22 protein-coding genes and 1 riboswitch are annotated in these 23,649 nt (G+C 71.4%); of the genes, 18 read left to right on the top strand and 4 right to left on the bottom strand.

Annotation, left to right across the window (positions count from 1 at the left end; all coding sequences use genetic code 11):
• Window positions 1–91: 91 nt before the first annotated feature.
• Entirely contained in the window at window positions 92–673 is a 582-nt protein-coding gene (locus tag I4Q55_RS12345) for a hypothetical protein (RefSeq protein WP_206787323.1), read from the top strand.
• A complete protein-coding gene (locus I4Q55_RS12340; RefSeq protein ID WP_206787321.1) occupies window positions 670–1,848 on the top strand; it encodes an MAB_1171c family putative transporter in 1,179 nt (392 codons plus the stop codon). Before I4Q55_RS12345 ends, I4Q55_RS12340 begins: the two co-directional genes overlap by 4 nt.
• A 142-nt stretch (window positions 1,849–1,990) precedes the next feature.
• Here the strand turns inward: I4Q55_RS12340 and I4Q55_RS12335 are convergent, their stop codons facing one another.
• Window positions 1,991–2,893, bottom strand: a complete 903-nt coding sequence (locus I4Q55_RS12335) for an SMP-30/gluconolactonase/LRE family protein (protein WP_206787313.1) — start codon at window positions 2,891–2,893, stop codon at window positions 1,991–1,993.
• A 124-nt stretch (window positions 2,894–3,017) separates the two neighbouring features.
• Here I4Q55_RS12335 and I4Q55_RS12330 point away from each other — a divergent pair, with 124 nt between their 5' ends.
• From I4Q55_RS12330 to I4Q55_RS12320, 3 genes are all read left to right on the top strand, one after another.
• Window positions 3,018–3,341: a PadR family transcriptional regulator gene (locus I4Q55_RS12330; protein WP_206787311.1), complete on the top strand. Its 324-nt coding sequence runs from the start codon at window positions 3,018–3,020 to the stop codon at window positions 3,339–3,341.
• Window positions 3,338–4,573 (top strand): DUF1700 domain-containing protein, encoded by a 1,236-nt coding sequence (locus I4Q55_RS12325; RefSeq protein WP_206787308.1) that lies wholly within the window; start codon window positions 3,338–3,340, stop codon window positions 4,571–4,573. Before I4Q55_RS12330 ends, I4Q55_RS12325 begins: the two co-directional genes overlap by 4 nt.
• 166 nt (window positions 4,574–4,739) lie before the next feature.
• Window positions 4,740–5,621, top strand: coding sequence for an alpha/beta fold hydrolase (locus I4Q55_RS12320; RefSeq protein WP_206787475.1), 882 nt, complete (start codon window positions 4,740–4,742; stop codon window positions 5,619–5,621).
• Window positions 5,622–5,741: 120 nt separating this feature from the next.
• Here I4Q55_RS12320 and I4Q55_RS12315 read toward each other — a convergent pair whose 3' ends face one another.
• Window positions 5,742–6,266 (bottom strand): general stress protein, encoded by a 525-nt coding sequence (locus I4Q55_RS12315; protein ID WP_206787306.1) that lies wholly within the window; start codon window positions 6,264–6,266, stop codon window positions 5,742–5,744.
• 212 nt (window positions 6,267–6,478) lie between these two features.
• Between I4Q55_RS12315 and I4Q55_RS12310 the strand changes: the two genes are divergently transcribed.
• Genes I4Q55_RS12310 through I4Q55_RS12295 form a run of 4 tightly spaced genes read left to right on the top strand, consistent with a single transcriptional unit; the run spans window position 6,479 to window position 10,666 of the window.
• Complete coding sequence (locus I4Q55_RS12310) at window positions 6,479–7,843, top strand: glutamine synthetase family protein (protein WP_206787304.1); 1,365 nt, start codon at window positions 6,479–6,481, stop codon at window positions 7,841–7,843.
• On the top strand, window positions 7,824–8,534 hold the full coding sequence (locus I4Q55_RS12305; protein ID WP_206787302.1) for a gamma-glutamyl-gamma-aminobutyrate hydrolase family protein: 711 nt from the start codon (window positions 7,824–7,826) through the stop codon (window positions 8,532–8,534). Before I4Q55_RS12310 ends, I4Q55_RS12305 begins: the two co-directional genes overlap by 20 nt.
• Entirely contained in the window at window positions 8,535–9,899 is a 1,365-nt protein-coding gene (locus I4Q55_RS12300; protein WP_206787300.1) for an aldehyde dehydrogenase, read from the top strand.
• Window positions 9,899–10,666: a 3-oxoacyl-ACP reductase gene (locus tag I4Q55_RS12295; RefSeq protein WP_206787299.1), complete on the top strand. Its 768-nt coding sequence runs from the start codon at window positions 9,899–9,901 to the stop codon at window positions 10,664–10,666. The genes I4Q55_RS12300 and I4Q55_RS12295 overlap by 1 nt, the downstream gene beginning before the upstream one ends.
• Here the strand turns inward: I4Q55_RS12295 and I4Q55_RS12290 are convergent.
• Window positions 10,663–10,860 (bottom strand): hypothetical protein, encoded by a 198-nt coding sequence (locus I4Q55_RS12290; RefSeq protein ID WP_206787297.1) that lies wholly within the window; start codon window positions 10,858–10,860, stop codon window positions 10,663–10,665. The two genes, I4Q55_RS12295 and I4Q55_RS12290, sit on opposite strands and share 4 nt — an antisense overlap.
• A 72-nt stretch (window positions 10,861–10,932) precedes the next feature.
• On the opposite strand from I4Q55_RS12290, the gene I4Q55_RS12285 reads away from it, so the two are divergent.
• The 7 genes from I4Q55_RS12285 to I4Q55_RS12255 all read left to right on the top strand — a co-directional run bounded on the left by I4Q55_RS12285 (window position 10,933) and on the right by I4Q55_RS12255 (window position 20,522).
• Window positions 10,933–12,222 carry a helix-turn-helix transcriptional regulator gene (locus tag I4Q55_RS12285; RefSeq protein ID WP_206787295.1) on the top strand — a complete coding sequence of 430 codons (1,290 nt, stop codon included), beginning with the start codon at window positions 10,933–10,935 and terminating at the stop codon, window positions 12,220–12,222.
• A 100-nt stretch (window positions 12,223–12,322) separates the two neighbouring features.
• Window positions 12,323–12,416, top strand: a riboswitch (glycine riboswitch).
• Between the two features lie 79 nt (window positions 12,417–12,495).
• Window positions 12,496–15,381: an aminomethyl-transferring glycine dehydrogenase gene (gene gcvP, locus I4Q55_RS12280; RefSeq protein ID WP_242545756.1), complete on the top strand. Its 2,886-nt coding sequence runs from the start codon at window positions 12,496–12,498 to the stop codon at window positions 15,379–15,381.
• 1 nt (window position 15,382) lies between these two features.
• Window positions 15,383–16,474: a glycine cleavage system aminomethyltransferase GcvT gene (gcvT, locus tag I4Q55_RS12275; RefSeq protein ID WP_206787293.1), complete on the top strand. Its 1,092-nt coding sequence runs from the start codon at window positions 15,383–15,385 to the stop codon at window positions 16,472–16,474.
• A gap of 13 nt (window positions 16,475–16,487) precedes the next feature.
• Window positions 16,488–16,865 carry a glycine cleavage system protein GcvH gene (gene gcvH / locus I4Q55_RS12270; protein ID WP_206787291.1) on the top strand — a complete coding sequence of 126 codons (378 nt, stop codon included), beginning with the start codon at window positions 16,488–16,490 and terminating at the stop codon, window positions 16,863–16,865.
• Window positions 16,865–18,139, top strand: a complete 1,275-nt coding sequence (glyA, locus tag I4Q55_RS12265) for a serine hydroxymethyltransferase (protein WP_206787289.1) — start codon at window positions 16,865–16,867, stop codon at window positions 18,137–18,139. Before gcvH ends, glyA begins: the two co-directional genes overlap by 1 nt.
• Window positions 18,136–19,140, top strand: coding sequence for a lipoyl synthase (gene lipA / locus I4Q55_RS12260; protein ID WP_206787287.1), 1,005 nt, complete (start codon window positions 18,136–18,138; stop codon window positions 19,138–19,140). Before glyA ends, lipA begins: the two co-directional genes overlap by 4 nt.
• A 14-nt stretch (window positions 19,141–19,154) precedes the next feature.
• Entirely contained in the window at window positions 19,155–20,522 is a 1,368-nt protein-coding gene (locus I4Q55_RS12255; RefSeq protein WP_206787275.1) for an L-serine ammonia-lyase, read from the top strand.
• On the opposite strand, the gene I4Q55_RS12250 is transcribed toward I4Q55_RS12255, so the two are convergent.
• Entirely contained in the window at window positions 20,509–20,748 is a 240-nt protein-coding gene (locus I4Q55_RS12250; RefSeq protein WP_206787272.1) for a hypothetical protein, read from the bottom strand. The genes I4Q55_RS12255 and I4Q55_RS12250 overlap by 14 nt on opposite strands.
• Before the next feature lie 114 nt (window positions 20,749–20,862).
• Between I4Q55_RS12250 and I4Q55_RS12245 the strand changes: the two genes are divergently transcribed.
• Together I4Q55_RS12245 and I4Q55_RS12240 are read left to right on the top strand one after the other, a co-directional pair.
• On the top strand, window positions 20,863–21,582 hold the full coding sequence (locus I4Q55_RS12245) for a FadR/GntR family transcriptional regulator (protein ID WP_206787271.1): 720 nt from the start codon (window positions 20,863–20,865) through the stop codon (window positions 21,580–21,582).
• Window positions 21,583–21,785: 203 nt separating this feature from the next.
• Window positions 21,786–23,648 carry a transglycosylase domain-containing protein gene (locus I4Q55_RS12240; RefSeq protein WP_374194464.1) on the top strand — a complete coding sequence of 621 codons (1,863 nt, stop codon included), beginning with the start codon at window positions 21,786–21,788 and terminating at the stop codon, window positions 23,646–23,648.
• Window position 23,649: the final 1 nt, after the last annotated feature.

The raw sequence follows: 23,649 nt of genomic DNA, 5'->3' as shown, positions 1-23,649 counted from the left end.
TCGGATTTTCCCCGGCCGCGCAACCACGGGCGCTCTGCCGCGTTGATCCGGCTGGAAGCGTTCGGCCGCGGCGTGGTGAAGGAGGGCTGAGGTGGGGCGACCATCGTGGCGGCGGCAGCCGGCCCGCTCGCTCTGGCGGCGGGCCCGTCAGGTCGCCGACGCCGTCAGCCTGCCCGAACCGTTCGACGCGCAGGCCTTCGTCGCACGCCTGGCCGCCGAGCGTGGCCGTCCCATCGAGCTGATGCCGGTCACCGCGCCCGCCGAAGGCGCGCCGTGCGGGTTGCTGATGAGCACCGAACGCGCCGACTACATCCTCTACCCGACCGGCACGACCGCCCTGCACCGGCGGCACATCCTGCTGCACGAGGTCGGGCACCTGCTGTGCGGCCACGTCGGGCCCGATGGCCACGTCGCCGGCGCCGACGGCGTCGCCATCGACGCCGCCGCCGGGCGGCAGCTGATGCCGAACCTCTCGCCCGAGCTCGTCCGGCGCGTCCTCGGGCGCACCACCTACTCCGAGGTCGAGGAGCGCGAAGCCGAGCTCGTCGCGAGCCTGCTCGCGCAGCGCGTCGTCCGGACAGCCGAGCCGCGCGAGCCCGCGCCCGGCGTCCCGGAGGGCGTGCGGCGCTTCGATTCGGTGTTCGGCGGCCGGCCCCGGCGTCGCACGCCGTGACCGAAACCCTCGCCTACTACCTGTGCCTCGCGGGCTTCGCCGGGTTCGGGTACAAGCTGATCGAGGCCCGCCGCAGCCAGCCGGTGCGCACGATGTGGTTCCTCGCCGGCTTCGGCATCTGCATCGCCACCGGCATCCTCGTGCTGACGCCGGCGATGTCGGCCCTCGCCGGCCCGGGCCCGGTGGCCGAGTGGGTGCTGAGCCTGGCCGGCGACGAGCTGAAGCTGGGCGCGATCGGGTTCGCCGTCGCCTTCACGCAGTCGGTGTGGCGCGGCGAAAGAGCGCGCCTGGCGCCGCACGCCCTGTTCACCGGCGCGACGATGGTGCTCCTCGCGGTGTGTTTCGCGCTGTCCGAACCGCGGCGCGTGGGCGACGACACGGTCTTTTCGGACGCCGCCCTGCCGTACGCGCTGGCCGACAAAGTGGTGTTCCTGGCCTACAGCCTGGTCAGCCTCGGCCTGCTGTTCGCGGTGTTCGCCCGCAGCGCGTGGCAGGCGGAGCCGGGCCCGCTGCGCGCCGGGCTGTGGCTGCTGGTCGTCGGCGTGGGCTCGGCGACCGCGTGGACGTTCTGGGACGTCGACGACGTCCTGCAGCTCGCGCGCACGGCACGGATCGGCGCCCGCGAGGACCTCCCGTCGTCGGTGCTCGCGGCGGTGACCGTCGGGTGCGTGGCGGCCGGGGCGACGCTCAGCGCGTGGTCGCCGGCGGTGTCGTCGCTGATCGGCCGCGTCCGCGCGTACCGGGCCTACCGCCGCATCGAGCCGCTGTGGACGGCGTTGCGCACGGCGGTCCCGGGCATCGCGCTCGACCCGGGCCGTGAACTGGCGGGCGGCGCCGAGTTCGCGCTGTACCGCCGGGTCATCGAAATCCGCGACGGCCACCTGGCACTGCGAGCCCACTTCGACCCGGACCTCCCAGCCCGCGCGGAGGCGGCGGCCCGCCGCGCGGGAGTCCCCGAAGCGCAGGTGGCGGCCACGGTGGAGGCGGTAACCCTGGCGGCGGCGATCGAGGCGGGCCGCGCGGGACGGCGGTACGAGCGCGGGCCCGAGCAGAAGGCCGAGCCGGACAAGGACGCGGACGTCAAGGCCGAGGCGGCCTGGCTGGTCCAGGTGAGCCGGGCCTGGCGCCACCGCGACGCGGTGGCGGAGCGGGTGCGCGCGGCAGCACCCGGTTAACCCGGCCCGCCCACGCACCGAGGGCCACATTGGGTGCGTTGGACGCACCGAAGGCCACATTGGGTGCGTTGGACGCACCGAAGGCCACATTGGGTGCGTTGAGCGCACCGAAGGCCACATTGGGGCGCATCAGCAGCTCCGCTCAGCGCGGGTAGCGGGCCCCGCTCACCGTCACCCTCAGCGTGTACAACGAGCTGGAAGCCGTGATGAACAGCTCGTTGCCCCGCGCGCCGCCGAAGGTGAAGTTCGAGCAGATCTCCGGGATCCGCAGCTTGCCGATGCGCGTTCCGTCCGCCGCGAAGCAGTGCAGGCCGTCGTGGGCCGCGGCCCACACGTGGCCTTCGCTGTCCACGCGGACGCCGTCGAAGCCGCCGCTGTCGCTCGTCGCGAAGATCTCGCCGCCCGTCAACCTGCCGTCCGGAGCGACCTCGAACACCCGGATGTGGCTCGGGTCCTGACGCGTGTCGGCGATGTACAGCCGCGATTCGTCCGCCGAGAAAGCCAGGCCGTTCGGCCGGCAGAAGTCGTCGGCGACGATCGTCACCGAGCCGTCCGGTGCCGCGCGGTACACGTGGCACGCGCCGATCTCGCTCTCCGCGCGGTAGCCCTCGTAGTCGCTGTCGATGCCGTAGCTCGGGTCGGTGAACCAGATCGACCCGTCCGAGTGCTCGACGACGTCGTTCGGGCTGTTCAGCCGCTTCCCCTGGTACTCCGACGCCAGCACGGTGACCGACCCGTCGTGCTCGGTGCGCGTCACCCGCCGGAGCCCCTGTTCGCAGCTGACGAGCCGCCCCCGGCGGTCCACGGTGTGGCCGTTCGCGTAGTTCGACGGCTGCCGGAAGACGCCGACCTGCCCGGTCGTCTCGTCCCAGCGCAGCGTGCGGTCGTTCGGGATGTCGCTGAACACCAGGTAGCGGCCGGCCGGGAAGTAGGCGGGCCCTTCCGTCCAGCGGCAACCGGTGTGCAGGCGCTGCGTCCACTCGTCGCCGTTGACGCGGGCGAACCGCTCGTCGAGCAGCTGGAAGTCGGTTTTGACCAGGTCCATCGATCACTCCTCACGAGGTCTTGCCAGAAGCATGCCCGAACGCCCCGACACTCCGATGGCCCTCCGCCGTGCGCACTACTGTGTAATGCGTGGTACCTTTCCAAGCGTAAGACTGGAGGGTGCAGTGGAGATCAGTCAGCTGCTCAAGGGCGTGCTCGACCTCGCCGTCCTCGCGGTGCTCCGCGAAGAAGACGGCTACGGGTACGACGTCCTGAGAAGACTTCGGGCCGCGGGCCTGGGCGAGGTGGGGGACGCGTCGGTGTACGGAACGCTCCGCAGGCTCTACAAGGCCGGCCTGCTGACCTCGTACGTGGTGCCCAGCGAAGAGGGGCCCCACCGCAAGTACTACAGCCTGAACGAGCCGGGCCGGGTCCGGCTGGCGGAGTCGGGCAAGACGTGGCAGAGCTTCGCATCGACGATGAACGTGCTTTTGGGAGAGGCAGCATGAGCGAGAAGCCGACCGCCGTGCGGGTGTATCTGGCGCGGGTCCGGACCGCGCTCGCCGACCTGCCCGCGAGCGAGATCGAAGAAATCCTCGAGGACGTCCGCCCGCACCTGGCGGAGCTCGAAGCCGAGCTGGGGGAGGGCGCCCGCGTCGAGGCCCTCATCGAACGGCTCGGCTCGCCGGAGAGCTACGCCGCCGAGCTGCGCGCGTCCGGTGGGTACCCGGCGCCGGGGGAGGGCGCCACGCAGGTGCTCGCCACCACCGCCGCGCCCAGCCTGGTGAAGCCGCGGATCGCCCTGTGGGGCCTGGTGTTCTGCGCGCTGGGGGTCGCGCTGCTCGCCTTCGGTGCCGCCGTCAGCGTCAACCCCGACGTCTTCCTGGGCCTGCTGCTGTTCGCGCCGGTGTTCCTCGCCAGCGTCGTGCTGCTGCTGCGCGATGGGGTCGAGCCGGTGCTGGCCCTGCCGGAGGTGCGGTGGCTGCGCGCCACGATGGCCAAGGGGCGCGAGCAGGAGGACACCGGCAAGTTCCTGCGCTACCTCGGTTCGCTCAAGCCGGCGTGGTGGGTGCTGTGCGCCGTCGCGCTGATCGCGTTCGGGCTGCTGTTCATGCTGCGGCACCGGAGTGCGGTGCTGCTGCTGCCGTTCCTGATCCTCGCGGCCGTCGCGGCCCTGTGGGCGGGCCCGCGGGTGCGCTCCGACCGGCGGCTGCTGTGGGTGGCCGTGCCGATTTCGGCGTTCGTCATCGGCGGCGCGCTCGGCGGCTTCGGCGCCGCGTTCGACCTGCTCGCCCGCGGGTCCTCCTACTCGGGCCCGTCGTCGTACTACCCGTCGTCGTCCGACAGCTACGGCAACGACCAGCTGATGTACGGCAGCCGCGAGATCGAGAACGTCTACGCCTTCGACGCCGAGGGCAAGCCGCTCACCGAGGTCTACCTCTACGACGAAGAGGGCAGGCCGCTCACGCTGACCCGCTACGGCTGCGAGCGCGCGAGCGGCAGCAAGCAGAAGATCGGCGAGGACAACCGGTTCCCGCGGCCGAAGATCGAACAGGGCGTCACCGACGACCAGGGCAACTACAACGGCTACAACGGCTACCGCGGCGCCTGCCGCGAGCTGGCGGGCGTGCCGTTCAGCGCGGCGATCCCGAAGGTGACGGTGCCGCCCGCGACCACCACCACGCCGCCCGCGACCACCACCACGCCGCCGGCGTCGCCGACAACGACGCCGACGAGGTAGGGGGAACGAACGCCAGGAGCGGAGGTCGGGGCCGCTCCTGGCGTTCACCCGATCCGAACGCGCCGGAAACGTCCCGCCAACGCGGGCGTGCTGAGCTGGGCGGGTGCTTCCGGAAGCCTTCGAACCGCGGACCCGGGTGGTCCACGGGTACGAGCGTGCCTACCGGATGGCCGGGAGCGGGCCCGTACTGCTGTTCCTGCACGGCATCGGCGACGACTCGTCGACGTGGCTGGAGCTGCTGACGTCGCTGGCGGACGACTTCACGGTCATCGCGCCCGACCTGCTCGGCCACGGCTTTTCGGCGAAACCGCGCGCGGACTATTCGGTCGCCGCCTACGCGTGCGGCATGCGCGACCTGCTGACCACCCTCGACGTCGACCGGGTGACGGTGGTCGGGCACTCGCTCGGCGGCGGCGTCGCGATGCAGTTCGCCTACCAGTTCCCGGAACGCTGTGAACGCCTGGTCCTGGTGGGTTCGGGCGGGGTCGGCGCGAGCGTCCACCCGTTGCTGCGGCTGGCCGCGGCGCCGGGCGCGGGGCTGCTGCTGCCGCTGCTGGGCGCGGGGCCGGCGTTGCCGGTGCTGCGCGGGCTGGCCGGGCTGCTGCGGATCTCCGACGACCTCGACTACGTGGTCACCCGCTACCTCCGCCTGGTCGAGCCGGGCACGCGCTCGGCGTTCCTGCGGACGCTGCGCTCGGTCGTCGACTGGCGCGGGCAGGTGGTCAACATGCTGGACCGGTGCTACCTGACCGAGGGCATCCCGACGCTGCTGGTGTGGGGCACGGAGGACAGCGTGGTGCCGAGCGGCCACGCGCTGCGGGCGCACCGGGCGATGCCGGGCAGCAGGCTGGTGCTGTTCGAGGGCGCGGGCCACTTCCCGCACCGGTCGGATCCGGAGCGGTTCGCGCGGATCCTGCGCGAGTTCCTGGCGACGACCCCGCCGGCGCGGTACGACCGGGCCCGCTGGGGCGAGCTCCTGCGGACGGGCCGCCCGGACGGCGCGCCGGACCCCGCCGGCGACGCTCCCGTGGTGTCTTCGGGCAGCTGAGCAGCCCCCGTTTTCCACGCTACCGGCGGGCACCGACAGTTTCCGGGGTGGCCGGCGGAGTTGTCCCAGGCACGGCGAAGGCCGCCTCCCGGGGAGGCGGCCTTCGCACTTTCCGATGCGTCAGTGGCCGAACGCGCTGCGCGCCGCGAGGTCCGCCAGCAGTGCGCGGCCCTTCTCGGCGTTGCGCGGCTGGGACAGGACGTCGTAGCGGCGGGCCACCAGCTGGCTCTGCGAGATGAACCCGCGCTTGTTGCGGTTCACCGCGTAGCCCAGCGCGCCGAAGAGCAGGTTGAACCCGAGACCGGCGACGAGGCCGATCACGATCGGGACCAACCCGGCGCCGGGGTTCAGCAGGCTGAGCATCAGGCCGAGGAACAGGCCGAACAGCGCGCCGGACGTCGCCGCGCTGCCGAGGACCTTGCCCCACGACATCTTGCCCGCGACCCGCTCGACGAGCATCGGTTCCACGCCCACGATCGTGACGTCGGTGACGGGGAAGTCCGCGCCCGCGAGGTGGTCGACCGCCCGCTGTGCCTGCTCGTAGGACTCGTACGAACCGATCGGCCAGCCGGTGGGCAGGGTCGGCAGCTGGGGCCGGGCCTGCTGCTGCTCGCCGAACGTGCTTTGCGTGAATGCTGTGGTCATCGATCTCACCTCTCTTGTCCCGTTCAACGTGCGGGGACCCCGGTTTTCCTCCCGGACGGGCGAATTCACAGACTCTTCTCAGCCGGGCAAGCGGGACAATCCGGCCACTGCCGCAAAGGTCCAAAAAGATACCTTATCTCGGGTTGACCGCGCCCGGGTGACCGGGTAGGAAGGACCGGCAAAGGATTCATACCAAACCTTTGGGGCGACGGATGGCACGCAGGCGAGGCATGCTCACGCTCGACGAACTCCGGGCGCGCGTGGACGCGGGCACGATCGACACCGTGCTCGTCGCGCTCACCGACATGCAGGGCAGGCTCCAGGGCAAGCGTTGCTCGGCCGAGTACTTCCTGGACGAGGTCGTCGGCCACGCCACCGAGGCCTGCAACTACCTGCTCGCCGTCGATGTCGACATGAACACCGTCGACGGCTACGCGCTCTCCTCCTGGGACAGCGGCTACGGCGACTTCGTGCTCCGCCCCGACCTCGAGACGCTGCGAGAGATCCCGTGGCACGAGGGCACCGCGCTCGTTCTCGCCGACGTCGAGCGCGTGCAGGGCGGCCCGGTCGCCGTCTCGCCGCGGCAGATCCTGCGCCGCCAGCTCGACCGGCTCGCCGAACGCGGGCTCGCCGCCTTCGTCGGCACCGAGCTCGAGTTCATCGTCTTCGACGACACCTACGAGACCGCCTGGGACAAGCGCTACCACGGTCTCAAGCCCGCCAACCAGTACAACGTCGACTACTCGATGCTCGGCACCGCGCGGCTGGAGCCGCTGCTGCGCCGCATCCGCAACGACATGGCCGGCGCCGGGCTCTACCCCGAGTCCGCCAAGGGCGAGTGCAACCCCGGCCAGCAGGAGATCGCCTTCCGCTACACCGACGCGCTCGCCACCTGCGACAACCACAGCGTCTACAAGAACGGCGCCAAGGAGATCGCCGCGCAGGAGGGCAAGAGCCTCACCTTCATGGCGAAGTACAACGAGCGCGAGGGCAACTCCTGCCACATCCACATCAGCCTGCGCTCCACCGAGGGCCGGGCCGTCCTGGCCGGTGACGGCGAGCACGGCTTCTCGAAGCTGATGGAGCACTTCCTCGCCGGCCAGCTCGCCGGGCTGCACGAGCTGACGTACTTCTTCGCGCCGAACATCAACTCCTACAAGCGGTTCGTGCCGGGCAGCTTCGCGCCGACCGCCATCGCCTGGGGCACCGACAACCGCACCTGCGCGCTGCGCGTCGTCGGCCACGGCGAGTCCCTGCGCGTCGAAAACCGGGTGCCGGGCGGCGACGTCAACCCGTACCTCGCCGTCGCCGCGCTCATCGCCGCCGGGCTGCACGGCATCGAAAACGAGCTGGAGCTGGAAGAGCCGTTCGCCGGCAACGCCTACAACTCCGATCGCGGCACCGTGCCGACGACGCTGCCCGAGGCCGCCGCGGCCCTGGCCGGCAGCGACCTGGCGCGCGGGGCGTTCGGCGACGACGTCGTCGACCACTACCTGAACGCGGCGAAGATCGAGGTCGACGCCTACAACGCCGCCGTCACCGACTGGGAGCTGATCCGTGGCTTCGAACGGCTCTGACGACCGGCCCGTCATCGGCCTCACCAGCTACCTCGAACCCGCGAAGTTCCTGGTCTGGGACACCGAAGCCGTGCTGCTGCACCGGGTCTACGTCGACTGCGTCGTCGCGGCCGGCGGCATCCCGGTGCTGCTCCCGCCGGTCTCCGACGCGTACGACAAGCTTGTGTCCACTGTGGACGGCCTGGTGCTCACCGGTGGCGCCGACGTCGAGCCCGGGCGCTACGGCGCCGAGCCGCACCCGGCCACCTACACCCGGCCGGAGCGGGACGCCTTCGAGTTCGGCCTGTTCGCGGCCGCGCGCAGGGCGGGCAAGCCGGTGCTCGGCGTGTGCCGCGGCCTGCAGGTGATGAGCGTCGCGCTCGGCGGCACCCTGACCCAGCACCTGCCCGAGAGCGGCACCACGGAACACCAGCCGGCACCGGCGACCTTCGGCCGGGGGACCGTCACGCTCGCCGAAGGCAGCCGGGCGGCCGCGATCCTCGGGCCCGAAACCAAGACCCTCTGCTACCACCACCAGGCGATCGACCGGCTCGGCGCCGGCCTGGAACCGGTCGGCCGGGCCGCCGACGGCACGATCGAGGCCGCTGAACTACCCGGTGAGTTCACCCTGGGCGTCCAGTGGCACCCCGAGCAGGACACCGACGACGTCCGGCTGTTCCAGGCTCTCGTCGACGCGAGCAAGGAGAAGTAGATGACCACCTTCGACGTCCTCAACCCGGCCACCGAGGAGGTGGTGCGGACGGTAGAGCTGACCAGCGCCGAGGAGACCGACGCGGCGATCGCCCGTGCCCAGGCGGCGTTCCCGGCCTGGCGCGACGTCACCCCCGGCGACCGCGCGCGGCTGCTGCGCCGCTTCGCCGACGCCGTCGAGGCCGACATCGAGCACCTCGCCCGGCTGGAGGTCGAGAACTCCGGGCACACCATCGGCAACGCCCGCTGGGAGGCGGGCAACGTCCGGGACGTCCTCAACTACTACTCCGCCGCGCCGGAACGCCTGATCGGCAAGCAGATCCCGGTGCCGGGCGGCATCAACGTCACCTTCCAGGAGCCCCTGGGCGTGGTCGGCGTGATCGTGCCGTGGAACTTCCCGATGCCGATCGCCGGCTGGGGGTTCGCGCCCGCGCTCGCCGCCGGCAACACCGTCGTCCTCAAGCCCGCCGAGCTGACGCCGTTGACGGCCCTCCGGCTGGCCGAGCTGGCGCGCGAGGCGGGCATCCCCGACGACGTCTTCCAGGTGCTGCCCGGCAAGGGGTCCGTGGTCGGGCAGCGGTTCGTCGACCACCCGGCCGTGCGGAAGGTCGTGTTCACCGGCTCGACCGAGGTCGGCAAGCAGATCATGGCCGGCTGCGCGGCGCAGGTGAAGCGCGTGACGCTGGAGCTCGGCGGCAAGAACGCCAACATCGTCTTCGCCGACTCCGACCTGGAGAAGGCCGCGGCGACCGCGCCCTACGGCGTCTTCGACAACGCCGGTCAGGACTGCTGCGCGCGGTCGCTGATCCTGGTGCAGGCGAGCGCCTACGACCGGTTCATGGAGCTGCTCGAACCCGCGGTGCACGGCGTCGTCGTCGGCGACCCCGGCGACGAGAAGACCGAGATGGGCCCGCTGATCTCGGCCGCGCACCGGGACAAGGTCGCCTCCTACGTGCCGGACGACGCGCCGGTCGCGTTTCGCGGTACCGCGCCCGCGGGCCGCGGCTTCTGGTTCCCGCCGACCGTCGTCACGCCGCCCGACCTGCGCCACCCGCTCGCGGCGGAGGAGGTGTTCGGCCCGGTCGTCGCCGTCGTGCCGTTCGCCGGGGAGGCCGACGCGATCCGGATGGCCAACGCGACCGAGTACGGCCTGTCGGGGTCGATCTGGACCCGCGACGCCGGCCGCGCGTTCCGGGTTGCGCGCGGCGTCGAATCCGGCAACCTCTCGGTGAACTCGCACTCGTCGGTGCGCTACTGGACGCCGTTCGGCGGCTTCAAGCAGTCCGGCCTCGGCCGCGAGCTCGGCCCGGACGCCGCCGCGGCGTTCACCGAAACCAAGAACGTCTTTCTGAGCACGGAGGAGTAATGGTCCAGCGTTTCGAAGGCCGCGTCGCGGTCATCACCGGCGGCGCCAGCGGCATCGGGCTCGCCTCGGCCCGGCGCCTGGCGAGCGAAGGCGCGAAGGTCGTCATCGCGGACCTCTCGCCGGCCGAAGGCAAGGCGGCCGCCGACGAGATCGGCGGCGCGTTCATCCAGACCGACGTCACCGACGCCGAGCAGGTCGAGAACCTGTTCCACAGCACGGTGGAGCAGTTCGGCTCGGTCGACGTCGCCTTTAACAACGCCGGCATCTCGCCGCCGGAGGACGACTCGATCCTCACCACCGGCATCGAGGCGTGGGACCGCGTGCAGCGGGTCAACCTGACGTCGGTGTACCACTGCTGCAAGGCCGTCCTGCCGCACATGCAGCGCCAGGGCAAGGGCTCCATCATCAACACGGCGTCGTTCGTGGCGGTGATGGGCGCGGCGACGTCGCAGATCTCCTACACCGCGTCCAAGGGCGGGGTGCTGGCGATGAGCCGCGAGCTCGGCGTGCAGTTCGCGCGGGAGAACATCCGCGTCAACGCGCTGTGCCCGGGACCGGTGAACACCCCGCTGCTCAAGGAGCTGTTCGCCAAGGACCCGGAACGCGCGGCGCGGCGCCTGGTCCACGTGCCGGTCGGCCGGTTCGCCGAGCCGGCGGAGATCGCGGCCGCGGTCGCCTTCCTGGCCAGCGACGACGCCAGCTTCATCACGGCGTCGCAGTTCCTGGTCGACGGTGGCATCTCCGGCGCCTACGTCACCCCGCTCTAACGCTTGGTCTTCTTCTTGACGTCGTAGACCTCCCGAAGGTGGCGCCAGGCGGCGTTGAGCTTCTTGCGCTCTTCGGAGATCTCCTTCTCCCGGCGGCGCAGGATCCGGGTGGCGATCTCGGAGGCGAGGAACGCGCCGGCGGCGAAGGCCAGGGTGCCGACGATCAGGGTGAGGGCGATCACGGTGGTGGTCATGGTGACCAGCGTCGGCCGCCCGTGGGCGATTTGTCCCTGCGCAAAGCTAGCGGGTTTCGTTAGTTTTGTGAGGTGACGCACTGGCGCGCCGACGAGTGGGCGGAGGCGGTCCGGGCCGGCATCCGGGCCCGGGGCCTTTCGCTGGACGAGGCCGCCCGCCGCATCGGCGTCCCGACGTCGACGCTGCGCAGCTGGATCGAGCACCGGCACGCGCCGAAGGTGACGGTGTTCGACCACTGGGCGCAGCTCGCCGAGGTCACCGGGCTCGGCGAGGCCGAGCTGCTGCGCGTCGCCGGTGTCCTGCCCGGCTCGCTGGCGTCGCCGGTGCACGTGGCGCAGGCGGCGAAGGCGCTGCGGGAGGGCATCGACCGGGCCGGGCAGTTCCTCCGGCAGGCCACCGCGCTCGTCTACTCCTCGCCCGGCACGCAGGTGGCCAACGCGATCGCGGCGTCGCCGATCGACTGGGAGATGCGGATCCGCTCGGCCACCCGCGGCGACGAGGTCCGCGTCACCTACCACCACTACGTCGGGATCGTGCCGCCGCGGGACTTCCCGTACGACGACGCCGAGGTGCGGCGGATCATCGAGCACGACGTCCTCGGCGAGCTGTGGCGGCCGCTGGGCCTGTACTGGCGGGTCGCGGAGGTGCACGACTGGCACGAGCCGCCGCGGCTGGTGATCCAGGTGCCCGAGCAGGAGGCGACGCGGCCGCCCGCGCCGTCGCCGGTGGTCGCCGCGCCGCCGGTGGTCGTGCTGTCGCCGATCTGGGGTTACGGCGAGCTGCTGGCGTCGCTGGTCGCCGACGGGCTCGGGTTCGGCAACGTCGACTTCCGCTACTTCGGCCTCCCGGACGCGATGGCCGACCGGGTCCGCGTCACCGCCCGCGAGCTGGCCGACCCCGCGCCGCGGCTGGTGCACTCGGTGCCGCCGATCATGCTGCTGCACGGGCTGGCCGTGCCCGACCTGACCGGACGGCTCCCGGTGGTGGTCCGCTACGGCCCCCGCATGCGCGCCCGCGGAGCGCACATCTACCGCGAGGCGCTGCTCGAGGCCGGGTTCGACGACCCGCTCGACGGGGCGAAGGCGATCGAGGAGGCGGTCTCGGTCCCGCTGGGCTGTCCCCACTTCGAGGTGACGCTCGCCGACGAGGACATCTTCGACGGCGACCGGCCGTCCCTGGACCGGCTCAACGACGCGGTGGCCTGGCACGCCGAGCACATCGTCGAGCAGGTCCTGTTGAGCGCGGGCCTGCCCCCGGTGCCCTTGGGCGGCCCCCTGAAGCGCCTGGTCCTGCCCTCGGGCCGGGTCCGCCGCCCACCCGCGCTGGCCGGAAGCGTGGTCCGCCGTGCCGCCGAGGCCTGAAGGGGGGCCGATCGACGATCACTGTGGCGTTGCCCGGGTGAAGTAGACGCCCGCGGGAAGCGCCGGGTACCGTGACCGTCACAACTGCAGATCGGGCCGTAGAGCCGAGGCGGGAGAGCCCTCACGAAGTCGGTGGGGCACCGAAGGAGCAAACTCCCCGGAATCTCTCAGGTACCTGCTACCGCTTCGCGCGAGGCCACTCTGGAAAGCAGGCGCACCCGCGTCTCACCCAAGGTGAAAGCTGTGTCGCACACGGTGAAACTCTCAGGTGCCATGACAGAGGGGGAGTTCCCAGCGCACCCGTGTGCCCGGCCCAAGGAGCTCCCGATCACTTCCACGCAGTTCGACGCCCGCCACATCGGCCCGTCCGAGGCCGAACGCGCGAAGATGCTGGCCGAGTGCGGCTACGGCAGCCTCGACGCCCTCGTCGGCGCCGCCGTCCCGAGCGCCATCCGCGCCACCCGTGACCTGCGGCTCCCGCCCGCCGCGTCCGAAGAGGACGCCACCGCCGAGCTGCGTGCCCTCGCCGCGCGCAACCGGCCGATGACGCAGATGATCGGGCTCGGCTACTCCGACACCGTGACGCCCGGCGTGATCCGCCGCAACGTCCTCGAGAACCCCGCCTGGTACACCGCGTACACGCCGTACCAGCCGGAAATCTCCCAGGGCCGGCTCGAAGCCCTCCTCAACTTCCAGACCATGGTCGCCGACCTGACCGGCCTGGCCACGGCGAACGCCTCCCTGCTGGACGAGTCGACCGCCGTCGCCGAAGCCGTCACGCTCATGCGGCGCGCGTCGAAGTCGAAGTCCACCAAGGTCGTCCTCGACGCCGAATGCCTGCCGCAGACCATCGCCGTCGTGCGGACCCGCGTCGAGGCGCTCGGCATCGAGGTCGAGGTCCGCGACCTGCTCACCGGCCTGCCCGAGGACTTCTTCGGCGTCGTCGTCCAGTACCCCGGCGCGTCCGGTGTGCTGCGCGGCCGCGGCTTCTACCACGCGATTTCCGAGTCGGCGAAGGCCGCGGGCGCGCTGTTCACCGTCGCCGCCGACCTGCTCGCGCTCACCCTGATCACCGCGCCCGGCGAGTTCGGCGCCGACGTCGCCGCCGGGTCGACCCAGCGCTTCGGCGTCCCGCTCGGCTACGGCGGCCCGCACGCCGGGTACATGGCCGTCCGCGCCGGCCTGGAGCGGTCGCTGCCCGGGCGCCTGGTCGGCGTCTCGGTCGACGCCGACGGCAACCCGGCCTACCGGCTCGCGCTGCAGACGCGGGAGCAGCACATCCGCCGCGAGAAGGCGACGTCGAACATCTGCACCGCGCAGGTCCTCCCGGCCGTGCTGGCCGCGATGTACGCGGTCTACCACGGTCCGGACGGCCTGAAGAAGATCGCCCGGCGCGTCCACGGCCTCGCCGCGGGCTTCGCCGGCGCCCTCCGCCGGAGTGGCGTCGAGGTGGAGCACGAGTCGTTCTTCGACACCGTCGTCGCGCGCGTCCCGGGCCGGGCCGCCGAAGTCCACGCGGCCGCCCGCGAGGCCGGGATCAACCTCGGCCACGTCGACGCCGACCACGTCCGCGTCGCCTTCGACGAAGTCAGCACGCCCGCGATCACCGCGAAGGTCCTGCGCGCGTTCGGCGTCGAGGCGGACGCCGAAGAGGGTGTCGCGTTGCCCAACGGCCTGGCCCGCGAGAGCGGCTTCATGGGCCACGAGGTCTTCGGCACCCACCGCTCCGAGACGGCGATGCTGCGTTACCTGCGCAAGCTGTCCGACCTGGACTACGCGCTCGACCGCGGCATGATCCCGCTCGGCTCCTGCACGATGAAGCTCAACGCCACCACCGAGATGGAGCCGATCAGCTGGCGCGAGTTCGCGGGCATCCACCCGTTCGCGCCCGCGGAGGACGCGGAGGGCTACCACGTTCTCGTGGCGCAGCTCGCGGAGTGGCTCGCCGAGGTCACCGGCTACGACAAGGTGTCGCTGCAGCCGAACGCGGGCAGCCAGGGCGAACTCGCCGGCCTCCTCGCGATCCGCGCGTACCACCGCGCGAACGGCGACGACGCTCGGGACGTCTGCCTGATCCCGTCGTCCGCGCACGGCACGAACGCCGCCTCGGCGGTGCTGGCCGGGATGCGCGTGGTCGTCGTCAAGTGCACCGACGAGGGCAACGTCGACCTGGCCGACCTGCGGTCCAAGGTGGACACTCACAAGGACACCCTCGCCGCGATCATGGTCACCTACCCGTCCACGCACGGCGTATACGAGCACGACATCGACGAGCTGGCCAAGATCGTCCACGACGGCGGCGGCCAGGTGTACGTCGACGGCGCGAACCTCAACGCCCTGCTCGGCCTGGCCAAGCCGGGCGAGTTCGGCGGCGACGTCTCGCACCTGAACCTGCACAAGACGTTCTGCATCCCGCACGGCGGTGGCGGCCCGGGTGTCGGCCCGGTCGCGGTGCGCGCGCACCTCGCGCCGTACCTGCCGAACCACCCGCTGCTGGACGCCGCCGGTCCCGAGACCGGTGTCGGCCCGATCAGCGGCGCGCCCTACGGCTCGGCGTCGATCCTGCCGATCTCGTGGGCGTACGTCCGGATGATGGGCGCGCCCGGCCTGACCGCGGCCACGAAGGTCGCCGTGCTGGCCGCGAACTACGTGGCTTCGCGCCTGGCCCCGCACTACCCGGTGCTCTACACCGGCCAGGACGGCCTGGTCGCGCACGAGTGCATCCTCGACCTGCGGCAGATCACCAAGGAGACCGGCGTGACGGTCGACGACGTCGCCAAGCGGCTCATCGACTACGGCTTCCACGCGCCGACCATGTCGTTCCCGGTCGCCGGCACGCTGATGGTCGAGCCCACCGAGTCCGAGGACCTGGGCGAGATCGACCGGTTCATCGCCGCGATGATCGCCATCCGCGCCGAGATCGACGAGGTGGCTGCCGGTCGCTGGAGTGCCGAGGAGTCGCCGCTGCGGGGCGCCCCGCACACCGCCGAGACGCTGGTCGGGGAGTGGGACAAGCGCTACGACCGCGAGCTGGCCGTGTACCCGGCGGGTGTTTCGCGCAAGAACAAGTACTGGCCCCCGGTGCGTCGCATCGACGGCGCCCGCGGCGACCGTAACCTCGTGTGCTCCTGCCCGCCCCTCAACGCTTACGAAGGCTGACGTGTCCAAAGAGACCTCCCTGCACGGAGTCCACAAGGGACTCGGTGCGCTGTTCACCGACTTCGCCGGCTGGTCCATGCCGGTCCGCTACGCCAGCGAGCTGGCCGAGCACAAGGCCGTCCGTGAGGCGGCCGGGCTGTTCGACCTCTCGCACATGGCCGAGATCCACGTCACCGGTAAGCAGGCGGCGGACGTCCTGGACTTCGCGCTGGTCGGCAACCTCACCGGGGTCAAGCCGGGCCGGGCGCGGTACACGATGATCTGCGACGCCTCGGGCGGTGTCCTCGACGACCTCGTCGTCTACCGGCTGGCCGACGAGCACTACCTGGTCGTCGCCAACGCGGGCAACGCGAAGGTCGTCGCGGACGCCCTGGCCGAGCGGGTCGCGGGCTTCGACGCTCAGGTGGACGACCGTTCGGAGACCACCGCGTTGATCGCCGTCCAAGGCCCCCACGCCGCGGCGATCCTGGGTTCGGTCACCGACGCCGACCTGGATTCCCTCAAGTACTACGCCAGCGTCCCGGCCTCGGTGAAGGGCCACGACGTCCTGCTCGCCCGCACCGGCTACACCGGCGAAGACGGCTTCGAGCTGTTCGTCGACGCCGACCAGGCGCCCGCGCTCTGGCGGCTGCTGCTGGAGGCCGGCGAGCCGCACGGCCTGGTCCCGGCGGGGCTCGCCTGCCGCGACACGCTGCGCCTGGAAGCCGGGATGCCGCTGTACGGCAACGAACTCACCCTCGACCAGAGCCCGTTCGAGGCCGGGCTCGGCCGCGTCGTCAAGTTCGAGAAGCCGGGTGACTTCGTCGGCCGCGCCGCGCTCGAAGAGCGGTCCAAGCAGGACGTCCCGCGCGTGCGGGTCGGCCTTCGCGGAACCGGGCGGCGCGCCCCGCGCCACGGCTACCGGCTCCTGGCCGGCGACACCGAGATCGGCGAGGTCACCAGCGGCGCGCTGTCGCCGACGCTGGGGTACCCGATCGCCATGGCGTACGTCGATCGGGCGTACGCCGAGCCCGGCACCGAGCTGTCCGTCGACATCCGGGGCAGGATCGAGCCCGTCGAGGTCGTCGCCCTGCCCTTCTACTCCCGCGCGTAAAGGACTCCCAGCTGTGAGTATCCCCGAGAACCTGCAGTACACCAAGGAACACGAGTGGCTGAAGGTCGAGGACGGCATCGCCATCGTCGGCATCACCGCCTTCGCCGCCGAATCCCTCGGTGACATCGTGTTCGTCCAGCTGCCCGACCCGGGTTCGACCATCACCGCGGGCGAGGTGTTCGGCGAGGTCGAGTCGACCAAGTCGGTCAGCGAGCTGTACGCGCCGGTCTCCGGCGAGGTCGTCGAGGTGAACGGCACCACATCGGACACCCCCGAGGTCATCAACTCCGACCCCTACACCGAAGGATGGCTCCTGAAGGTGCGTCTGTCCGGGGACGTGCCGGACCTGCTCGACGCCGCCGCGTACGCCGCGCACACCCAGGAGAACTGATGACGACTTTCGACGCCCACCTCGCCGACGTCGACCCCGAGGTCGCCGCGGCCGTCGCGGCCGAGCTGACCCGCCAGCAGTCCACCCTGGAGATGATCGCCTCCGAGAACTTCGCCCCGGTCGGCGTGCTCGAGGCGCAGGGCTCGGTGCTGACCAACAAGTACGCCGAGGGCTACCCGGGCCGCCGCTACTACGGCGGCTGCGAGCACGTCGACGTCGTCGAGCAGCTCGCCATCGACCGCGCGAAGGCCCTCTTCGGCGCCGAGCACGCCAACGTCCAGCCGCACTCGGGCGCTCAGGCCAACGCGGCCGCGATGTTCGCCGTGCTCAAGCCGGGCGACACGATCCTCGGCCTCGACCTGGCGCACGGCGGCCACCTGACGCACGGGATGAAGATCAACTTCTCGGGCAAGCTCTACAACGTCGTCGCCTACCACGTCGACAAGGAGACGGGGATCGTCGACCTCGCCGAGATCGAGCGGCTGGCCGTCGAGCACGAGCCGAAGCTGATCATCGCCGGCTGGTCCGCCTACCCGCGTCAGCTCGACTTCGCCGAGTTCCGCCGGATCGCCGATCGCGTGGGCGCGCGGCTGATGGTCGACATGGCGCACTTCGCCGGCCTGGTCGCGGCCGGGCTGCACCCGTCGCCGGTGCCGCACGCCGACATCGTCACCACGACCACGCACAAGACCCTCGGCGGTCCGCGTGGCGGCCTGATCCTGTGCCGCGAGGAGCTGGCGAAGAAGATCAACTCGGCGGTGTTCCCCGGCCAGCAGGGCGGGCCGCTCGAACACGTCATCGCGGCCAAGGCCGTCGCGCTGAAGATCGCCGCGAGCGACGAGTTCCGCGAGCGTCAGGAGCGCACCCTCGAAGGCTCGCGCATCCTGGCTTCGCGGCTGTCGCAGTCCGACTGCGCCGAGGCGGGGGTCCGGGTGCTGACCGGCGGCACCGACGTCCACCTGGTGCTCGTCGACCTGGTCCAGTCCGCTTTGGACGGTCAGCAGGCCGAGGACCGGCTGCACGAGGTCGGCATCACGGTCAACCGCAACGCCGTCCCGTTCGACCCGCGCCCGCCGATGATCACCTCCGGCCTGCGGATCGGCACGCCGGCGCTGGCCACCCGCGGTTTCGGGGCCGACGACTTCGCCGAGGTCGCCGACGTCATCGCCGAGGCGCTCAAGCCGGACTTCGACGACGCCGTGCGGGCCAAGCTGCGCGACCGCGTCGAAACCCTGGCCGAGAAGCACCCGCTGTACGCGGACCTCGCGCGATGAGCGCCGCCCAGCCCGAAGGCCGGAAGCTGCTGCGTCTCGAGGTGCGCAACAGTGAGACGCCGATCGAGAAGAAGCCGTCGTGGATCAAGACGCGGGTGCGGATGGGGCCGGAGTTCACCGAACTCAAGGGTCTGGTTCGTCGCGAAGGTCTGCACACGGTTTGCGAGGAAGCTGGTTGTCCCAACATTTACGAGTGCTGGGAGGACCGTGAGGCCACGTTCCTGATCGGTGGCGATCAGTGCACCCGGCGGTGTGACTTCTGTCAGATCGACACGGGTAAGCCGGCGGCGTTGGACACCTCGGAGCCGCGGAAGGTCGCGGAGTCGGTGCAGGCCATGGGGCTGCGGTATTCGACGGTGACGGGTGTCGCCCGCGACGACCTGGAAGACGGCGGCGCGTGGTTGTACGCGGAAACCGTCCGGCAGATCCACGCGTTGAACCCCGGTACCGGTGTCGAATTGCTGATTCCGGACTTCAACGCGGACCCGGACCAGCTGGCGAAGGTTTTCGGGTCGCGGCCGGAGGTTCTTGCGCACAACGTGGAAACAGTTCCGCGGATTTTCAAGCGCATTCGCCCGGGATTCCGGTACGCTCGGTCCCTGGAAGTCATCACGGCCGCGCGTGCGGCCGGTTTGGTGACCAAGTCCAATTTGATCCTCGGAATGGGTGAAACCCCGGACGAGGTGGCTCCGGCGATGCGGGACCTGGTGGATGCCGGGTGCGAGATCCTGACGATCACGCAGTACCTGCGTCCGTCGCCGCGGCACCACCCGGTGGACCGGTGGGTCAAGCCCGAGGAGTTCGTCGAGCACTCGAAGGCGGCCGAGGCGATGGGCTTCGCCGGCGTCATGGCCGGGCCGCTGGTGCGCTCGTCGTACCGCGCGGGACGGCTGTACGCCCAGACCAAGCGTTACCGTGGAGAAGAGCTGCCGGAGAACCTGGCCCACCTCGCCGACCAGGGCCCGGCTTCGCAAGAGGCCAGCTCGCTGCTGGCCCGATAGGAAGGGGCGGATCAATGGCGATCAGCGTCTTCGACCTGTTTTCCATCGGCATCGGCCCGTCGAGCTCCCACACCGTCGGGCCGATGCGGGCGGCACGGACCTTTGTGGACGGACTCGGCGACGACCTCGCGCGGACGTCCCGCGTGCAGGCCGAGCTGTTCGGCTCGCTCGGCGCGACCGGCTTCGGCCACGGCAGCGACAAGGCCGTCCTGCTCGGGCTTTCGGGTGAGCGTCCCGAAGAGATCGACACGGACACGGTGCCGGGTCGCATCGCGGAGATCCGCTCGCGCAACCGGCTGCTCCTGAACGGCACGCACGAGATCGCGTTCGACGAGGACACCGACCTCACCATGCACCGGCGCAAGTCGCTGCCCGCGCACCCGAACGGCATGGTGTTCCGCGCGTTCGACGCGTCCGGCGCACTGCTGCGCGAACGCACCTACTACTCGGTGGGCGGCGGCTTCGTCCGCGACGAGTCGTACGAGACGGACACGGTGTTCGTCGAGGACTCGACACCGGTGCCGTACCCGTTCCGCACCGGCGCGGACCTCCTCGGCCACTGTGCGTCGACGGGCTTGCCGATCAGCGAGATCATGCTGGCGAACGAGCTGTCCTGGCGCACCGCCGCCGAGGTGCGCTCGGGCTTGCTGGACATCTGGGCGGTCATGGCGGAGTGCGTCCGCAACGGCTGCACGCACGAAGGCGTCCTCCCGGGCGGCCTGAAGGTGCCGCGGCGGGCCCGCGCACTGCACGAAAAGCTCCTGGCCGAGGACGGCGCGGACGACCCGCTGTACGCGATGGACTGGGTGAGCCTGTACGCCCTCGCGGTCAACGAGGAGAACGCGGCGGGCGGCCGCGTGGTGACGGCCCCGACCAACGGCGCGGCGGGCATCATCCCGGCGGTGCTCCACTACTACCAGCGCTTCGTGCGGCACTCGTCGGACGACGGCATCGTGACGTTCCTGCTGACGGCGGGCGCGATCGGCTCGATCCTCAAGCAGACGGGCTCGATCTCGGGCGCGGAGGTCGGCTGCCAGGGCGAGGTCGGCTCGGCCTCGGCGATGGCGGCGGCGGGCCTGACGGAGGTGCTGGGCGGAACCCCGGCCCAGGTGGAGAACGCGGCGGAGATCGGCGTGGAGCACCACCTCGGCCTGACGTGCGACCCGGTGGGCGGCCTGGTCCAGATCCCGTGCATCGAGCGCAACGCGGTGGGAGCGTCGAAGGCGATCCACGCGGCAAGGATGGCCATGCGCGGCGACGGCAGTCACGTGGTGACGCTGGACAAGGCGATCAAGACCATGCGCGAGACGGGCGCGGACATGAGCGTGAAGTACAAGGAAACCGCGCGTGGCGGCCTGGCGGTGAACGTCATCGAGTGCTGACGTCGGGCTTCTCCGGCTCCACCGCCAGCTTCAACCCCACCTCGACGAGCGTCCACCCGAGCTGCTGTCTCCGCGAGCCCGCGCGGCGCCGTGGCGTCGCGCGGCCGGGCGGGCGGTTGCGCACGCCGCGGCGCAGCTCGCCTTCGCGCTCGTGGACCAGATCCTCGGCCATCAAGAAGTGCACCGGATCGCCCCCTGCGTCGATGTTCGGTGTCGGTGACTTCATCGTTGCCGACCGTGCCCGTCGCTTCCACCGGTTTTTCTGCGCGCGGAACCCAGTGTCACCGACAGCGATCGGGGTTGGCCACTCCGAAGGTGCCCCGCGGCCTAGACTCGCGGGATGGAGTCGACCTCGGTGGTGAATGCCGGCGAAGCGCTGTTCCGGCCGGTCCGCACCGGCAACGCCTTCGAGGAGACCGTCGAGCGGCTGCTGCAGGCGATCCGGCTGGGCGTCGTCGGCGCGGGCGAGCGGCTGCCGTCCGAACGCGAGCTCGCCGAACGGCTCGGCGTCAGTCGCGTCACGCTGCGCGAGGCCATCCGGGCGCTCTCCGACGCCGGTTACGTGGAGTCACGGCGGGGGCGCTACGGCGGCACTTTCGTGCACGACACCCTGCCCGCCCCGCCCGAACCCGGCGGCAAGGTCGACACCGTCGCGCTCGAAGACGCGCTGAGCCTCCGGTACGTCCTCGAGACCGGCGCCGCCGAGATGGCCGCCGCGCGGTCGCTGAGCCCGGCCGACCGGCAGCACCTCACCGGCACGCTCGCCGAGGCCGCCGGCGCGGACCTCGACGACTACCGCCGCAAGGACTCCCGGCTGCACCTGGCCATCGCCGAGGTGACGGCGTCCGGCTCGCTGACGACGGCGATGGCCGACGCCCGCACCCGCGTCAACCAGCTGCTCGACCGGATCCCCCTGCTCCCGCCCAACCTCGAGCACTCGAACGCCCAGCACGAGGCGATCGTCGACGCGATACTGGCCGGCGACGCGCCCGCCGCGCGCCGGGCGATGGCCGAGCACATCGAGGGCACCGCCTCGCTGCTGCGCGCGTTCCTGTCCTGAGCGCCGTTCAGCCGTCGTAGCGGCGGCGGTTGGGCCGCCCACTCGGCGAGCCACGGTGACGATCGCCTCGGGAGTCCGTTCCCGGCGGCGCGTTCCGGGCGCTCGTCGCCGGCGCGCCCTGAGTGCCGGAATCTTCACGGGATTCGAACAACTCCCGTTGCTTCTTCGCAGAACCTTTTCACCCGTCCGGTCGTCATCCTTTCGTGACCTTGCCGACGGAGGAAACAGACGAAACCCCCGCCAAGCCGGACACCCCCCGCCGCCGGAGGTGGCGCCGCGTCCGGCGGGTCGCCGGGTGGACGCTCGGTGTCCTCGTCGGCGGCCCGCTGATCGCCTTCTGGGTGGCCTACCTCGTGCTCGACGTCCGCAGCCCGCAGGAGGTCCTGGCCGGCCTCGACAAGACCGTCGTCCTGCAGTACGCCGACGGGTCCGAGCTGCTCAAGGTGGTGCCGGCCGACGGCGACCGGAGGTTCGTCCCGTACGCGCAGGTGCCCGCGAAGCTGCGGGACGCCATCATCGCGACCGAGGACCCGACCTTCTGGGACAACCAGGGCTTCGACCCGACCGGCATCGGCCGCGCGTTCCTCACCGGCGTCGGCGGCGGTTCCGGGATCACCCAGCAGTACATCAAGAAGTCCACCGGCGACGAGGACGCGACGCTCGGGCGCAAGTTCGCCGAGCTCGTGCTGGCCACCAAGATCACCCAGGAGCAGAACAAGGAGCAGATCTTCGAAAGCTACGTCAACATCATCTCCTTCGGCCGCGGCACGTTCGGGCCCGCCGCGGCGATGAACGCCTACTTCGGCAAGAAGCTCGACGACTCCATCACCTGGAGCGAGGCCGCCTTCCTCGCCGGGATGATCCAGTCGCCGTCGGTGCACGACCCGGCCGCCTCCGGCGACGTCCACGCCGCCCGGCGCTGGCAGTACGTGCGCGACAAGCTCGTCGGCCGCGGGTACGTCGGGAACGACGAGCCGATGGCCTACCCCGGCGCCGAAATCCAGGCGCCGTCGGAGACCCGCGCCGGTCGCATCACCTACGACGAGTTCCACATCAAGCAGCAGGTCCTCGCCGAACTGGAACAGAACGGCTTCCCGCTCGGCCGGCTCCAGCAGGGGAACATGACGGTCGAGACGACGCTGGACCGCAGCCGGCAGGACGCCGCGAAGAAAGCCCTGCGGGACAGGCTGAACGGCGAGCCGGAGGTGTTCCGCGGGGCCGTCGTCGCGATCGAGCCGTCGACCGGCGCCGTTCGCGCCTACAACGGCGGTGACCAGGGCGTCCGCGACTACGCGGGCACCCCGCACGCGCTGGGCACGGCGTTCCACCCGTTCACGCTCGCCGCGGCGCTGGGCCGCGGCTACGTCCCGGACCAGCCGATCCCGGCGCCGTCGAAGCTGGAGTTCCTCGGGGAGAACTTCCAGTACCCGGACGTCTGCGGCCCGAAGTGCACCCTGCGCTCGGCGATGGAGACGCACGCCAACGGCCCCTTCATCGCGCTGGCGAAGAAGCTCGGCCCGGAGGCGCTGAGCGACGCCGCGCGCCGCGCCGGCATCCCGGACGCCGTCGACGGCGTCCCGACCCTGCGCGAAAAGGACGGCTTCCTCATCGGGCCGGGCATCGCCATCGGCCGCTACCCGCTGCGGCCGCTGGACGTCGCCGGCGCCTACGCGACCTTCGCCGCCGACGGCCGGCGCGCCACCCCGCACCTGGTCGCTAAGGTGCGCGACGAAAGCGGCGCGGTCGTCTGGGAACACCAGGACAGCGCGACCCCGGCGTTCGGCGACGACGAAACGAGCCGCCGCGTCGCCGCGGAGGTCACCGCGACCCTGCGCACGGACGGCCCGGCGGCGCTGCGCACCGGCGAGGCCGAGCACGGCAACAGCCCGGACAACCAGGACGCCTGGGCCATCGGCTACACCCCCCAGCTGGTGACGGCGGTCTGGATCGGCTCCGACGACGACCGGCGGCTGAAGGACGCGGCCGGCCGCAAGCTGACCGGAGACGTCGTCCCGGCCGACGTGTGGCGCGCGTTCACGCAGAGCCCCGCGCCGCCGTCGCGGTGAG

It is taken from the genome of Amycolatopsis sp. MtRt-6, from assembly GCF_017308975.1.
In the GTDB taxonomy this organism is placed as follows: Bacteria; Actinomycetota; Actinomycetes; order Mycobacteriales; family Pseudonocardiaceae; genus Amycolatopsis.
This window is presented reverse-complemented; position numbering and strand designations above follow the sequence as displayed.